This window comes from Microcoleus sp. bin48.metabat.b7b8b9.023 (assembly GCF_013299185.1).
Taxonomy (GTDB): domain Bacteria; phylum Cyanobacteriota; class Cyanobacteriia; order Cyanobacteriales; family Microcoleaceae; genus Microcoleus.
In genome coordinates, this window is the sequence record NZ_JAAFKG010000019.1 from 20,799 (window position 1) to 36,152 (window position 15,354).

The window sequence follows — 15,354 nt, forward strand, 5'->3', positions numbered from 1 at the left end:
TTTATTTTTCCTTTCCCCTCTTGGTAAATTTCAAAAATTTGAATTTTTATCTTTCCTTTAGTTGTACGGTTTTATTGTACCAATTCATGAAGAGAGAAACTATCAAACTAATTGTAAGATATGTTGCCATGATAATTATCATTGTTTCGATCGCCCTTCCGGTCTGATTCAGCGTCGGAGAACCCACCACAAAGTAAACGTCGGGATAAGCCACCGCCACGGCTAAACTCGAATTCTTTGCTAAATTCAGATACTGACTGGTTAACGGCGGCACAATCACCCGCAAAGCTTGCGGCAAAATTACCATCCGCATCAGGGTTCCAGATTTCAGTCCCAAAGATTTTCCTGCTTCCCATTGGCCTCGCGAGACTGACTGAATTCCGGCGCGGACAATTTCTGCTATGTAACTGCCAGTATACAAGCTGAGTCCTGTCACGAGGGCTGCAAATTCTGGAGTTAATTTTAATCCTCCTTCGAGTTGCAATGCTGGTGTGAGGCGCGGGAAATCGACGCGGAAAGGTAGATTTTGGGTGATAATCCCAGCTAAAATTGCACTGAGGACGATCGCACCTGCGGCCCAAAACAACTGTCTTCCCGGCTTCGCTTCTTCCACCATCACCCGCGCCCGCCACATCCACAGCCCCGCCGCAGCCAAAACTCCCACAGTTAGCAAAATTAACCAAATCTCAAAACCTGGCAAAGTCGCAGGCCAAGGTACAGCAATACCCCGATTTGTAAAGTAAAGAGGGCCCTTCATCTGCTGGTTGTCTTCGAGTTTGGGCATGGAAATGAACACTGCAAAATACCAGAAAAATAATTGCAGCAATAATGGTGTATTCCTCAAAATCTCCACATACAAAGCTGCTAAATTACGCAAGATCCAATTGTCGGAAAGGCGGGCAATTCCTACGGTCAAACCTGCAATTGTTGCGAAAACAATTCCCAACCCCATTACTCGCAGCGTGTTGAGTAATCCGACAAAATAAGCTTGTCTGTAACTGTTTTCCGGACTGTAGGGAATTACACTTTCGCCGATGTCGAAGGATGCTTGGGAATTGAGAAAGTCAAATCCAAATGCAATCCCCAGTTGCGCGTAATTGGCGGTGAGGTTGTCCCAGAGAATGGCGATGACTGTTATTACTAAAATTAGGGCGATCGCCTGTCCGGCTATTTTCCAGAAGCGATCGTCCCGCAGCAGTGTTGATATATCTTTAATTTTGGATGATTTCTCGGATTTGTCCGGTTTAGGTTCTGTCTTCATAGCTTAAATATTATTTTGATTAAATCTGCTGCGTATGTTGCGTAGATCGGGGCGCTGAAGCGCAACTACGTACCAAGATGGCGCTGAAGCGCAACTACGTACCTAAGAGGGCGCTGAAGCGCAACTACGTACCTTTGTTTAAGTTGATTTTTAGGTTTGTAGTTGCGGACACGCATAGGGCCCAAGCGCAACTACAAACCTGTTGATTAGCGGAAGGGTGGCGAGTACAGCAAACCGCCATCTTTCCAGAGTTTGTTTTGACCCCGGTCTAACTTAAGTGTACTTTTTGGGCCGAGGTTGCGATCGTACATTTCGCCGTAATTCCCGACTTTCTTCACAACGCGGACGGCGTAGTCGTTGGGGAGTCCGAAACCTTTACCTAAATCTCCTTCTTTTCCTAGCAAACGTTTGACGCTTGGATCTGTAGTGCTTGCCACAGTTTGGTCTACATTTGCTGAATTAATTCCTAAATCTTCAGCTTCAATCGCCGCAAAAATAATCCATCTCACCGCATCCGACCATTTAGGATCGCCGCTTTTCACCGCTGGGGCTAACGGTTCTTTTGACATTACGATCGGCAAAACAACATTATTCTCAGGATTCGGTAGAGTTGTGCGCTTCGACACGAGTTGCGATCGATCGGCTGTAACACCTTGACAGCGACCTTCTTGATAAGTGCCAAAGGTAGTATTCGCATCTTCAAACACCACAGGAGTGTATTTAACTCCTAATTTTCGCATTTGGTCGGACAAATTTTGTTCGGTACTCGTACCTGTCTGCACGCAGATAGATTTGCCCGCAAAATCTTTTAAGCTTTTGATGCCGCTATCTTTTTTGACCATGATGCTTTGAGAGTCATAAAAGATAATTGGGGCAAATTCCAAGCCGGTAGTGCTGTCGCGACTCGCCGTGTAGGTGGTATTTCGGCTGAGAATATCGATTTCTCCGGCCTGCAAAACTGTAAACCTATCTTTGGCGTTGAGCTTTCGGTATTCGACTTTTTCGGGATCGTCAAATATAGCCGCAGCGATGGCCCTGCAAATATCCACATCCAAGCCGGAGTATTTGCCTTTTTCGTCTACAAAGCTAAAACCAGGTAGTTCGCCACTAACGCCGCAAATTAGTTTACCGCGGCTGACAATTGTATCTATCCGGCTCGAAGTTTGTTGTGGCGCGTTTCCCGCAGGCGAGGCTGGTGTTTGTCCGACTTGTGCCGATCGATCCCTACAAGATGCCAGCGGTGCCACAAACAACACACTTGCCAGCAACAGAAATCCCAATTTACGCATACATTTTACCAGTAGAACACTTTCTCGACGATCCTAACTTGTCAGTGTCGAGAACTGTTGCGATCGGCAATCTAGAACACCTTACCGTTTCAAATTAACCATTCTCAACCCGGTGTCGCACCCTGAAAAGCGCACCGGCTTACCGCCTATTATTTTTTTTGCCCGCTGCGGGCGATCTTGCCTACAATCTTGCTTACCAGAAAGAATTGGTTGAAAGCCCCAAGCCTTTGAGGGAGAAATTAAAATCAGACTATTCATTACTCCAATACTCGGACTTATAGGTAGAGGTCGCTCTCCTTCTGTCAACTGTCAACTGTCAACTGTCAACTGTCAACTGTTGAAAATCTTGCCTACAATATTTATCCAATTTTGATTTAATGCGCTTAGAACCGCTCTGGTGCTAGGCGCTGCTCGGCTAAATCGCGGATTAGCGACAGCCGAGACTCGATGTACTCGTTCAGCAAATCTGTTTCGTTACCATTGAGCGCAGAGTTCATCTTCAACTGCTTCAGCAGCCACTGTACCAGGGTGGCATCGTCCAAATTGACTAACAGAGTCGCTTGGGTGGTTTCAATTAATGACCAGAGTTGGCGTAACATGACTGGAGTCATAAAACCTCGTTGAGCGTAAATACGCACTTAGTGGGCTGGCTGGGTGATGAGTTGGTCTTAGTGTTTCAAGCCGATAGACGAAAAGTAGCCGTCTTGTCATCGGCTTAATGATTATTTTATATTTGACCACAATAACTTAATATAGTAGTGTCAAAAGCTACAACACACAAGATGTTATAAGAGTTCCCAATCTCGTCACATACAGATAAATATCTTGATAAAAAATTAAGAATCTTTACATAGGATTTGAGAAACCCGGCGGTTGAAACCGCGTCTTGTCAAGCAAAACCCGGATGGTGCGCGGGTTGAAGAGTCGTAGCGTAGCACACCCGGCGGTTGAAACCGCGTCTACACAGACAAAACCCGCCTCCGCGGGTTGAAGAGCCGTAGCGTAGCGGGGCGTAAGCCATCGCACGCACATTCTCTCAAATTCCATATTTCTTAGTCCGCGGAGGCGGACATCGTTTGTGTAGATGCGGTTTCCAACCGCCCAGGATTTCTTTAGTCCTGAGAAAATTGATCGATTAACCAGATAATTCAGCAGCAACCAACTGTTTAACCCCCGCTAGGATTATTTCTAATTCAGCGATGATTTTCGTGGCGCCTTCCAAATCGTTGGATTCGGCGTGAGTTTGAAGCTGAGCAGCCATCTCCGGCATTAACCGCACCGCCGCCGTAGCGCTGACACCTTTAATTTGATGCGCGCGGCGGGCCAGTGTCTCCATGTCTCGCGAGGCGATCGCACTTTTAGCAGATTCTAAATAACTGCTAGTATCCACCACAAAAGCTTGCAATATTTCCCGCTCAAAGTCCAAATCAGTGCCCGCAATTTCGTGCAAGCGTGCCATATCGACTACGCATTCTAGATCCGAAGCAGAGTTTTGGACTTCCTCACCCTTAAACTGAGGAATTTCAACTTTTAACTGTACCGACCAATTTTCTAGTACAGATTTTAACTTTTCGATGGAAATAGGTTTGCTAATATAATCATCCATGCCCGCCGCCAGACACTTTTCCCGATCGCCCTTCAAAGCATTTGCCGTCATTGCAATCACCACCGTCTTGCGATCGGGATCCATCTTCCCAGCAGCAGTGCCTGTCGCTTCCATGCGGCGCAATTCCAGCGTAGCTTCGTAACCGTCCAAAACTGGCATCTGACAGTCCATCAGCACAATGTCATACTTTTTGATAGCCAGCATCGATAGCGCCTCAGCGCCGTTATTTGCCACATCCGCCGCACATCCCAAAACCTTGAGTTGATTCAGACCAACTTTTTGATTGATCGGAGTATCTTCAACTAACAAAATCTTTAGGCTAGCTAACTCCCGGTTGTCAATAGAGGAGTCTGGATTTGTCGTTGAATTTGCCAGCCGCGAGTCAACCACTGCACCCGGGGCGATCGCATTTACCAAGCACTCAAACAGCCGGTGAGCTTTCACAGGTTTAGTTAAATAACCGCTAAAACCAATATCTACCAAACGTTTAGCCTCCGATATCTGAGTAATTGAAGTCAGCACCACCCAATGCGTCTGCTGCATTGCCGGCTCAGCAATCATCAAACGTTCCAGACTTCCCGCCACCATTTCCGGCAACTGAATATCAACCAAAATGATATCGTAAGGGGATTTTATGCTGACAGCTTTGTACAGAGATGCGATCGCCATCCAACCATTCTCAACCTCATCAACTTCCATCCCCCACAAAACCGCCATTCTCAGCAGCACTTTTCGCACTGTGGGCTTGTCGCTAGCAACTAACATTTTCTGCCCCGCCAGCACCGTTTGCAAATTCACTGAGCACGCTGTCCCAGCCCCAGTTAAATTTTCCTTAAGTGCCGGCACAGTAAACCAAAAACTCGATCCTTTACCGGGGGTACTTTCCACACCAATTTTACCCCCTAGCAGCTCCACCAACTGCTTAGAAATAGCCAGACCCAAACCAGTGCCACCGTACTTTCTCGTAGTAGAAGCATCAACTTGACTAAAAGATTTAAACAGCTTTTTTTGGTCTTCGGCAGCAATCCCAATCCCTGTATCTGTGACCTTGAACAGCAGGAACAGCGAGCGATTGATTCCTAGTTTTAATGGTTGGATACTCTCTAATTTTTTCTGGTCGTCGCTGGCTGCCAATATCCCAGGAATCCTGCCAGTTGAAACCTCAATTACTATTTCTCCTGCTTCCGTGAACTTAATCGCATTGTTAATTAAATTAGTGAGGATTTGCCGCAATCGCGCTGCATCCCCTTTAATTTGCAGCGGCACGTCGGTATCAATCAACGCCACCAATTCTATACCTTTAGTTTGTGCGGGAGTTGCCAACAAATCCAGCACTTCATCCAGACAGATACTGAGGTCAAATTCGATGGTTTCTAAGCGCATTTCTCCTGCTTCCAGTTTAGAAAGGTCAAGAATATCGTTAATGATCGACAGCAAATTTTGACCGCTGAGTTTCAGCGTCTGCACAAAGTCTAGCTGTTCGGGAGTAAGATTTGTTTTCAGCAGCAAATCTGTCATCCCCATCACTCCATTCATCGGAGTGCGGATTTCGTGACTCATATTTGCTAAAAATAGTGACTTCATTCGAGACGCTTCCAGAGCGGCTTCTCGGGCTTGCTGCGCTTGCTCGAACAAAGTAGATTGCTGAATGGCGATCGCCAACTGCACGCTCAACCTTCCCAGCAAATCCACCTCAGAATCAGTCCAAGCGCGCGGGGCACTGCACTGGTGGGCAACCAGCAACCCCCACAACCGATTTTGACGCTTGTCCAAACTCTCGATCTGCGACTTAATTCTAGGAGTTTCTGGCGAATATTCTATTGCTAATTCCTGACTTTCGTCGCCGATAAAAATTGGTACAACTAAATTAGCCCTTACCTGCAATTTCACCAGTAAATCTCGGTGAATCTCGCTCAAATTAGCATTATAAATATCTTCAACTGCTTGAATCTTGCCAGCGCGGTACATCGCTTTGTAACTTTCCCCAAAAGATTTTTCCTGAAGTTTTCTGCCCAGCATAGGCATCCAATCAGATCCTACAGATTCGACAACCACAATCCCTGTGTCATCGGAATCAAAACGATAAATTACCGTGCGATCGGTTGCCAGTAATTGCCGTACCTCTTGTACAGCCGTGCTCAGAGTTTGAGTGAGGTTGAGAGACTGTCGCACTCGCTGGGCGATCGCCGAAACCAGCCGTTCCTGTTCTGCTTGTTCCAGCAGCATTCTTTCAGCTTGCTTGCGTTCTGTAACATCGCGAATTACCGCAGCAAAGCACAGCGGTTCGCTACTTTGAGGGTGCTTGACCAGAAAAGCATTCATCACAACATCAATACTTTTTCCAGTACGCAAGTGCTGCATTTGACCTTCTCCTTGCCACTGGCCGTGACTGACAATTATTGGCAAAATCTCTTGACTGAATTCCTGTTTAAAAGTTTCGCCTATATAATCCCAGATCTCGGTATCAAGCACTTCCGACATATTCTCTATACCCACCAGTTTTTGACCGGCTTCGTTAACAAACAGCGTTTGACCTTCGAGAGTAGCCATACCGATAAAATCGCTGCTATTTTCAATCAGCGACACAAATTTTTGTCGTTCTTCTTCACCTTTTTTGCGTTCGGTAATATCGCGCTTAACGCAGACGTGACAAATTATATCGCCGCTGTTGTTAATTACAGAGTATGCCGCCACCTCGATCGCCAGCGTGCGACCTTTTTTAGTAAAGTTAGTAATTTCGCCCCGAAAAGTTCCAGTTTTCGCTAAACTTTTGGAAATCGCAGAAAAGCGTTCCCCCGCCACCAGCGGCGGCGTTTCTATTTCTAATTCAGCGTCTGTATATTCTAATAGCGATTGGTGAGCGCGATTTTGTTCGAGGAAAAACCCATCAGCATCGATAATCACCATCGCATCGTTGGAGTTTAAAAAGATTTCTCGGTAAAGTTTGAGTTTTTCCTCAGCTCGCTTGCGTTCGGTGATATCCCTTTTGACGCTGACGTAACAAACCACATCCCCAGCATCATTGAGAACCGCAAAAGCCGAAAGTTCCACCTCAAAGATTCCCCCTTGCAAATCCTTAACACAGCTCATTTCGCCTCGATAACTCCCTGTTGCGATCAATATTTGCAGCACCGATGCAAATGTCTCTTCTCCCGTATGAATTGCAGGAGTTTTACCCCACAATTTTGATGCACTGTAACCCAGCAAAGCCGTGTGAGCTTGATTAGTTTCCAAATAATAGCCTTGCGGGTCTAAAATGGCGATCGCATCATTGGACTTTAAAAATATTTCTTGATAAAGTTGCAGTTTTAACTCAGCTTGTTTGCGATCGCTAATATCCGTGAACAAGCCATAATAAACTATCTCTCCCGATCCTTGCATTTCCGGTTGTGCAGCCCCTTGAATCCATTTAAGTTTTCCAGAGGGGGTAATAATTCTACCTTCCCACCGCCAAGGCTGCAAATTTTCCGCAGCCAGCCTTACCGAGTTCCGAAAATCATCTCTATCTTCGGGATGAATCATGTCAACAATTGCACGAATATCCTGCTGAGCCACCTCCGGTTCTATTTCATACAATTCTCGGCAGCCCGCGCTCACAAACGAGAAGGCTATCGAGCCATCTAGATGCAAGTCAACTTGATATACCGTACCGGGTACGCTAGCAGTAATTTTTTGCAGTTTGGCTTGGCTTTGATTCCGGGCTTCATCTGTCGCCTCCCATTGAGCAATCTCCCGAGAAATGCCCAAAATCGCAAATATATTGCCTTTCGCATCGCGCAGGGGCAGTTTTTGCGTGTCAAAGACCTGCTGTTTGCCACCTGCAAAGGCGATCGCCTGGTAGGGATTGCGAACCGTCTCCCCCCCCAGCACAGCTCGGTCGTCCTCGCGGATGCCCCTAATTGAGCCGTGGCGATCGCCAAATACTGCTGCTTCTGAGAAACCTAATTCGAGATCGTCTTTGCCAATAATTTCTTCAACCTTTTTCCCCAAATATGCAGCAAAACTTTGATTGACAAAAATGTATCTAAAATTTCGATCTTTGGCAAACACTCTGTCGTCAATACTGTCTATTAAAGCCCGCAACAATAGCTCTTGGCTTTCCGCATCTAGAGCAAAATTATTTTGAACAGTTCCCTTGACATCCGTCTGTTTAGCTGCTAAAGTAATTAACGATTTAACACAAATTTTAGCGACCGTGTGGAGCAAACAAAGGTGTTCAAAATTAAAAGCAGTTCCCTGCTCTGCACCGATGAAAAATACTCCCAACAATTCTTCACTGTCCTCCGGGTTAGCCGGTGCCACCAACACCGACTTAAACTGAGCAATTGGCGGGCCAGCGATGTTGTACGCCCAGTCTCGACTTCCTGCCAGCCATTGGGTGCGAGTAGCTTGCAAGCAGGCTGCTATTTCAGATTTGACCGATTCAGTTAACGGGTGTAAGTGTTGCAGGTAGATGCGATCGTCCGGTAGAGTTAAAAGTGCGATCGTCTCACCAGGAATCAGGCGCCCGAGATGTGCCAGACAAGCAGACCAAATTTCATCAGCAACCGCAGCAAGTTGTACATTCTCCGTAAGTTCGTTGAGAACTTGCAGTTCCAAGGTACGCTGGCGGACTTTGGCCTTGAGGCTGGCGGCTAGGATTTGCATAGTGCTCACCACACTGGTTTCCTTATATTATAATTATTCATCTTCAAAGTTTTTTAAACAATCATCTTAAAATACATCAGGCGAAAAGACAACTTTTTTATATTTATATAACTTTTAATTGCTAAAAAACCAAAAGCGCGATCGGGAGCGAAGCGACACCGCAAGGCACCTGCTTCGCTCCAGCAGCGAGGTTTAAAGGCGAAATTATCCCATTAAAATCACGTTATCGATGACGTGGATGACACCGTTGTCAGCTTCGATATCAGCCGCGACAACAGTAGCATTCTTCACCTCAAAACCGTCTGAACAATCAATTTTAATCGGCGAACCTTCTAAGGAAGTAACAAAACCGAGTTTTGCCAAATCTGCCTTCATAAACTTGCCGGAGACGACGTGAAACATCAAAATCCTGCTCAGTTGGGGGACATTCTGCACTAGGGTTGTGATAGTTCCCGGTGGCAATTTCGCAAAAGCATCGTCAGTCGGTGCAAAGACAGTGAAAGGGCCCGGACTTTTGAGCGCATCTACTAAATTTGCTACTTGCACCGCAGTTACCAGGGTTTGGAACGAACCCGCACCTACGGCAATATCAACAATATCAGGCATTTGGTTCTACCTCGTTTGGCAAAAAAGTTCTATTAAGTATCGTAAACTGATGCGTGCAACAATACCTACTATGTTTGTTAAAAAATTGGTAATTCGTTTGTAGTGAGGACTTCAGTCCTCTCTTTTTTTGCGGACTGAAGTCCTCACTACGAACCTTTTCCAACCAGGTTCGTAGTGAGGACTTCAGTCGTCTCTTTTTTTGCGGACTGAAGTCCTCACTACGAACCTAATAATGGTTATTTTACACATAAAATTACTAAGCAATTTACTTTTTAACGGCGCAATACTTTTAAATTGCTACTAGACTGCGGTTGCTTGTGATACTAAAACCTCCGTTTCTAATTCTGCTATTTCCAAATTTAAATCCTCTCCCTTATGAATGCTAAAACTGCCATACAAAATTGAAATTTCAAAAATGTCTGTAGTAATTACAGCAGGCTTGCGGTGTTCCGGTTCGCCCAAAGAAATTCCTAAAAATTCTGCTTCAAGTTCGCCAACTTCTTCTTCATCGCGTACAGTCCACCCGATATCGCGACAGTCCTTAAATGCCAGAACATAAGGCAATCTTTCTTCTGGATTGTAGACGCATTCGATCGATAAGTAGGTAGGCGCAAATAAACCGAGCTGTGTAACAAAGTATGAAGCCTACAAAAACCTTGCGTTGGCGAAGCCTGTCCGTAGGACTTATGCTTCACTTCACTGCGTTACGCTCGCTGCGGACATAGTTATGAATTTTCGTACCGACTTACTTAGTTAATGCTGAGGTAGCCAAACGATTTGAGATTGTAGAATTAACTCTAATGATGAATCTGGTAGCTGGAACTGAACTCTCTAATTTTCGCTCTCCACGACTCCTGTAGGAAAGCAAATATCCGTTTTTGGGCGAAGTCAGTGGATTTGAGATTTGACTCCACTGCTGAATCAAAGGACGAGGAGCTTCGATAGAGACTGTTTCGCTGGAGGGGGCGCGATTCGATGCACAGCAACCCAACAATTTGAGATTTTAGATGCGCGATCGAGAATTCCCTACATAAAATCTCAAATCCCAGATTTCAAATAGAAACACCATTAACCCCACCGTGAATGCTGATAAGAAGCGTAGGTATCAAACAAAGCACCCACTAAACTAAAAGCTAGGCCAATCACCAAAAATCCCTGGAGAGGACAGCCACTGCCAAAAGTGGCTAAGAACTGCAAAATCTGGTCTTCTCCAGAACGACCTACTGCTTGCAGAGCAGGCACAAGACCGATCAACGAAAAGCTAGTCAATCCCGCGCCGATTAACAATAAGGGAGCGACAAAGCTCAGGAGGCTGGTCAGCAGTAAAGAGCGAATAAAATTAGGAAAGATGCTCATAACAGTCAGTAAATTCAGCTAAACTGCCGAAAGGTGCAAGTAAAATAAACTTGTCCTTTTCTACGATAGGCAGCGATCGCCCTCAGTGGCCAATTCTGTCAGAAATCTTAAATCTTAGAGAAGAAACTTGTTTAAGATTTGTAGATAGATTTCATTTTTGCAGTTGTTCTACAGTCAAAATCCCTTGAGCACAACTACACCATCAAGCCTCAGTTTGTGGAGTCAGCGGTTACTGGCAGCCATTTTATTGGGCGGCCAAGTCATGCTGCACTTGCTAACTCGCAAAATTAACCGTCGCAACACCCTCGACCAAATGGCAGCAGTCGGCCCGGAATCGCTGCTGATTGCTTTGCTGACTGCGGGTTTTGTCGGCATGGTATTTACGGTTCAGGTAGCCAGGGAGTTTATTAACCTCGGTGCGGGTAATGTCGTCGGCGGGGTTTTGGCTTTGTCTTTGACTCGCGAACTCGGCCCGGTGTTAACAGCCGTAATCGTGACGGGACGGGTTGGTTCGGCTTTTGCTGCGGAAATCGGCACGATGCAAGTCACAGAGCAGATAGATGCCATGCTGATGCTCAGAACAGACCCGATCGACTATTTAGTAATTCCCCGCGTTTTAGCTTGCTGCTTGATGCTGCCAATTCTGACAATATTGTCCCTCGTCACGGGCATCGCCGGCGGGATGCTGATTGCGACGACAATGTACGGCATCTCTCAAAATGTGTTTTTAGAATCAGTCCGCCATTTCCTGAGTCTGTGGGACATTTGCAGCGCTGCTATTAAGGCTTTTGTGTTCGGTGGTTTGATTGCTGTCATCGGCACTAGCTGGGGTTTGACGACTACCGGCGGCGCCAAAGGCGTCGGCCAATCGACTACCACAGCGGTGGTGACGGCTTTGCTGGCTATTTTTATTGTTAACTTTTTCCTGACTTGGCTGATGTTTCAGGGTACTGGCTCTAGCGTGCTCAAAGGCCTTTGACATACTCCCCTGCCTGAAGGCGAGGGGATTCTAAGATCAAACAGCAATTGCAGGCATAGCCTGTCTAACATCGCCTAACTTAACGGTTGATGCCCCAACCGCACAAATATTTATTGCAGCGTTCTCGTCTCTGTCGTTTACATTCTGACAGGACGGACAACGCCATTGTCTCACTGACAAATCCAACTCTTTCAGAACGTGTCCGCAATGAGAACAAGTCTTGCTAGATGGATACCAAGTGTCGATAAAAACTACTTGTTTTCCTTTCTTTTTGGCAACCCATTCGAGAATTTGGAGAAAATTACCAAATGCAATGTCTGAGATTTTACGTCCCCAAAGTCGCTGCATTCCCTTTAAATTCAGAGTTTCAAAGCACAGCACGTCGAACTTATCAGTGAGTTCGCGAGCCAATTTCCAGAACCAATCAGAGCGACGATTTACTACGTCCTCATGTTTGCGAACCAAATTAAGTCTTGCTCTTTCTCGATTGGCAGAGCCTTTTCGTTTTTTGGAATGCTGACGATTTGCTTTCTTGATAGCACTGAGGGACTGTTTTAGGAATTGCGGTGATTCAATCTTGGAACCGTCAGAGCAGGTGAGAAACGTCTTTAAGCCGAAATCAAAGCCAGCGGTTCTACTCGTCTCGACTTTGATTTCAGATTCTTTAACACTGTCAACGACTACAACCATAAATAACTCTCCCAAAGGAGTCCGTTTTATGGTTAACGTCTTAACTTTCCCTTCTATTTCTCTAGAATTCCAATACTGATAAACGCGATTCCCAATCTTAATTCGATTGCCGCCTAATAATTTGTAGCCGGCTTGCTTAAGGGTGAATGATTTATATCTGCGGACTTTTTTGAAACCAGGAGGTCTAACGCCTTTATTGTGATGCTTGAAAAACAGTTGGTATGCCTTCTCAATGCGTTGACAGATATCCTGCACAGCTTGAGAACCCACTTGTTGCCAGAAAGATTTACGCTTTCTGAGTTTGGCGATATGACTTTGAAGTTTGCTGCAATTCAAGTGCTTGCCCCACATCCGGTAGTACCGTTTGTGAAGTGCAATGCAATGGTTGTAGATCGCCCCGGCAGCATTGATGCTTCGCTTGAGGTGTCTGTTCCGCTTGCTTTGATATAGCTTGAACTTCAATGTTTTCATGCTAACCATGATATCATGGTGGGTAGCAATCGGGTAGCCAAATGATTAAACAAAGATTAAGTATTCGGGTTGCGGTGAGTCGGCTAGAAAAGTTACGGAGAATTGCCAAGCAGAAGGAAAAAACAATGACCCAGCTTATCGAGGATTGGATTGATAAACTCAAAGAGGAAAAGCCGTCCTAAAAGGACGGGGCTTTAGACCCAGTTCTTTGGTAAGCTAGGAAATAGATAAAATATGAATAATGGGCAATATTCCTTTAACTACCCCTTGATTTAAACCCGTGACTACAACTACCTCTGGGACTGCACCCACAGATACGATCGAACTTGCACCGAGTTATGCGATTCCGCTAGTCCTGGTACTAGCTGCTGTACCGCTGCTGTTCGTGCAGAAGTGGGTGAGTTTGCCGCTTTCGCTGTTCGGCTTGTTTCTGATGTACCAAGCCGCTACTATCCGGCTACAGTTTACTCCAACGGATTTGGACATTTATCGATCGTCCAAGTTGATCCGCCAATTTCCTTACCGACAATGGCAAAATTGGCGGATATTTTGGCCTGCTGTGCCGATTTTGTTTTACTTCAAAGAAATTAACAGTATTCACTTTCTGCCGGTTCTGTTCGATCGTAAAATGCTACAGACCTGCTTAGAACAGCGCTGTCCCCGTGAAGACTAAACAAGTTGTTAATTTTAAATTTTTAACTTCTTCTGTGCCCCACGCCGAACAAATTTCCCATGAATTCAGACGAATCTCCAACCAAAGAACCGCAATCGCAACCAGCCGCTGATGGCGAACCAACTCTACCCGTGAATGAGACGGAAAATCTATTGCCATCTCAAATACAGGAATTGTCGATCGCCCAAAACGATCTCACATCGCAAATTCCTCCCGAAATAGACCCCTGGGACGAGGAAAATCCCCAAATCACCCCTGTGGTGGACGAAGCGCGCACGATCGCCCAAATTTCGCCAGAAACTGAGGATAGCGAATCTGAAAGTGCGATCGCCCAAAGTTCCCCAGAAACAGACTCCCAGCCAACAGCAACCGCAGAAACGGTAACGCCCGTACCAGAAAATGTTACCGAAAGTTTGGCAGATAGAGTCAAAGCATTGCAACAGCAAGAACAAGATTTGACCGCAAGAATTGCCACCTTGGAAGCTGACAAAGCTAAGGCGTTAGAAGCGTTGGGCGAGGCTCAAGCATCAATAGGGCGTTTGGTACAAGACGGCTTGATACAGCTAGATCATCGCAAGCAAGCCCTGCAAATTGAAGTAGAAAAACTCGAACGCAGGCGCGATCGAATTCAAAAGGAAATGCGAACTACTTTCGCCGGAGTTTCCCAAGATTTAGCAATCAGAGTTCAAGGTTTCAAAGACTATCTAGTCGGCAGTTTGCAGGATTTAGCAGCTACCGCCGAACTCTTAGATATGACGCCGCCGGTGCAAGAAACTTCCAAGCAAATTTCTGTTGAGGAGTCTCAATCCTCTTCCCCCGTAAATCCCAGATTTGCTGAACAAGGATTTCAAGAACAAGCCAAACAAATTCGCCGCACCCTAGACCAATATCGCACTCTCCCCGACTATTACGGCCCGCCTTGGCAACTCCGGCGCACTTTTGAACCCATCCACGCCGAACGAGTTTCTAACTGGTTTTTCACCCAAGGAGGAAGGGGTGCATTGCGAACAATGGGTTCGCGCTTGCAAAATATCTTGATTAGTTCGACCATTATTTCTGTACTCAGAAGCGTCTACGGCACGCGGGTGCGGACGTTGGTGCTCGCGAACAGTCCCGAACGTTTGGGTGAGTGGCGCCGGGGTTTGCAGGATTGTTTGGGGATTACTCGCACCGATTTTGGCCCGGAAGGTGGCATTATTATGTTTGAGTCTGCGGAGGCTTTGGCTCAAAAAGCCGATCGACTGGTGAGAGATGGTAAGTTGCCTTTAATTGTGATAGACGAAACAGAAGATTTAATCAGTTTGTCGATGCTGCAATTTCCGCTGTGGTTGGCCTTTGCTTCCGATCCGCAAACTTTAACGACTTCTAAGGATTTTTGATTTCCAATCCGGCTTTAACACGTTCAATTCCGGCAATTCCCGGCGAATAGAATTCGCGGCTATACAAACAAAGTCCGCCTCCGCGGACTGAATAAATTCCGGGTAAATTAACCAGAATTAGTTCTAGATTCTGACTTCTGACTTCAATTCCCGGCGAATAGAATTCGCGGCTATACAAACAAAGTCCGCCTCCGCGGACTGAAGAAATTTAGGGGGTAAATTAACCGGAATTAGTTCTAGATTCTGACTTCTGACTTCAATTCCCGGCGAATAGAATTCGCGGCTATACAAACAAAGTCCGCCTCCGCGGACTGAAGAAATTCCGGGGTAAATTAACCGGAATTAGTTCTAGATTCTGACTTCTGACTTCAATTTCCGGCGAATAGAATTCGCGGCT

At 45.9% G+C, this 15,354-nt stretch carries 13 protein-coding genes; 3 read left to right on the top strand and 10 right to left on the bottom strand.

Annotation, left to right across the window (positions count from 1 at the left end):
• Positions 1–46 precede the first annotated feature (46 nt).
• From QZW82_RS13150 to QZW82_RS13185, 8 genes are all read right to left on the bottom strand, one after another.
• A complete protein-coding gene (locus QZW82_RS13150; protein WP_293148792.1) occupies positions 47–1,261 on the bottom strand; it encodes an ABC transporter permease subunit in 1,215 nt (404 codons plus the stop codon).
• Positions 1,262–1,467: 206 nt separating this feature from the next.
• Complete coding sequence (locus QZW82_RS13155; protein ID WP_293148794.1) at positions 1,468–2,550, bottom strand: amino acid ABC transporter substrate-binding protein; 1,083 nt, start codon at positions 2,548–2,550, stop codon at positions 1,468–1,470.
• Positions 2,551–2,631: 81 nt separating this feature from the next.
• Positions 2,632–2,808, bottom strand: coding sequence for a hypothetical protein (locus tag QZW82_RS13160; protein ID WP_293148796.1), 177 nt, complete (start codon positions 2,806–2,808; stop codon positions 2,632–2,634).
• A gap of 125 nt (positions 2,809–2,933) precedes the next feature.
• Positions 2,934–3,161, bottom strand: a complete 228-nt coding sequence (locus QZW82_RS13165; protein WP_293148799.1) for a hypothetical protein — start codon at positions 3,159–3,161, stop codon at positions 2,934–2,936.
• 524 nt (positions 3,162–3,685) lie between these two features.
• Positions 3,686–8,815: a PAS domain S-box protein gene (locus tag QZW82_RS13170; protein ID WP_293148801.1), complete on the bottom strand. Its 5,130-nt coding sequence runs from the start codon at positions 8,813–8,815 to the stop codon at positions 3,686–3,688.
• A gap of 192 nt (positions 8,816–9,007) precedes the next feature.
• Positions 9,008–9,409, bottom strand: a complete 402-nt coding sequence (locus tag QZW82_RS13175) for a fasciclin domain-containing protein (RefSeq protein ID WP_194011615.1) — start codon at positions 9,407–9,409, stop codon at positions 9,008–9,010.
• 300 nt (positions 9,410–9,709) lie between these two features.
• Positions 9,710–9,973 (bottom strand): hypothetical protein, encoded by a 264-nt coding sequence (locus QZW82_RS13180; RefSeq protein ID WP_293148805.1) that lies wholly within the window; start codon positions 9,971–9,973, stop codon positions 9,710–9,712.
• A gap of 504 nt (positions 9,974–10,477) precedes the next feature.
• Entirely contained in the window at positions 10,478–10,765 is a 288-nt protein-coding gene (locus QZW82_RS13185) for a hypothetical protein (RefSeq protein ID WP_293148807.1), read from the bottom strand.
• A 184-nt stretch (positions 10,766–10,949) separates the two neighbouring features.
• On the opposite strand from QZW82_RS13185, the gene QZW82_RS13190 reads away from it, so the two are divergent.
• Complete coding sequence (locus tag QZW82_RS13190; RefSeq protein WP_293148809.1) at positions 10,950–11,744, top strand: MlaE family lipid ABC transporter permease subunit; 795 nt, start codon at positions 10,950–10,952, stop codon at positions 11,742–11,744.
• Positions 11,745–11,780: 36 nt separating this feature from the next.
• On the opposite strand, the gene QZW82_RS13195 is transcribed toward QZW82_RS13190, so the two are convergent.
• Positions 11,781–12,905: a transposase gene (locus QZW82_RS13195; protein ID WP_293148811.1), complete on the bottom strand. Its 1,125-nt coding sequence runs from the start codon at positions 12,903–12,905 to the stop codon at positions 11,781–11,783.
• A 280-nt stretch (positions 12,906–13,185) separates the two neighbouring features.
• Here QZW82_RS13195 and QZW82_RS13200 point away from each other — a divergent pair, with 280 nt between their 5' ends.
• Together QZW82_RS13200 and QZW82_RS13205 are read left to right on the top strand one after the other, a co-directional pair.
• Positions 13,186–13,578, top strand: a complete 393-nt coding sequence (locus QZW82_RS13200; RefSeq protein WP_293148813.1) for a DUF3119 family protein — start codon at positions 13,186–13,188, stop codon at positions 13,576–13,578.
• A 59-nt stretch (positions 13,579–13,637) separates the two neighbouring features.
• On the top strand, positions 13,638–14,957 hold the full coding sequence (locus QZW82_RS13205; protein ID WP_293148815.1) for a DUF3086 domain-containing protein: 1,320 nt from the start codon (positions 13,638–13,640) through the stop codon (positions 14,955–14,957).
• Here the strand turns inward: QZW82_RS13205 and QZW82_RS13210 are convergent.
• Positions 14,944–15,135: a hypothetical protein gene (locus tag QZW82_RS13210; protein WP_293148817.1), complete on the bottom strand. Its 192-nt coding sequence runs from the start codon at positions 15,133–15,135 to the stop codon at positions 14,944–14,946. The two genes, QZW82_RS13205 and QZW82_RS13210, sit on opposite strands and share 14 nt — an antisense overlap.
• Positions 15,136–15,354: the final 219 nt, after the last annotated feature.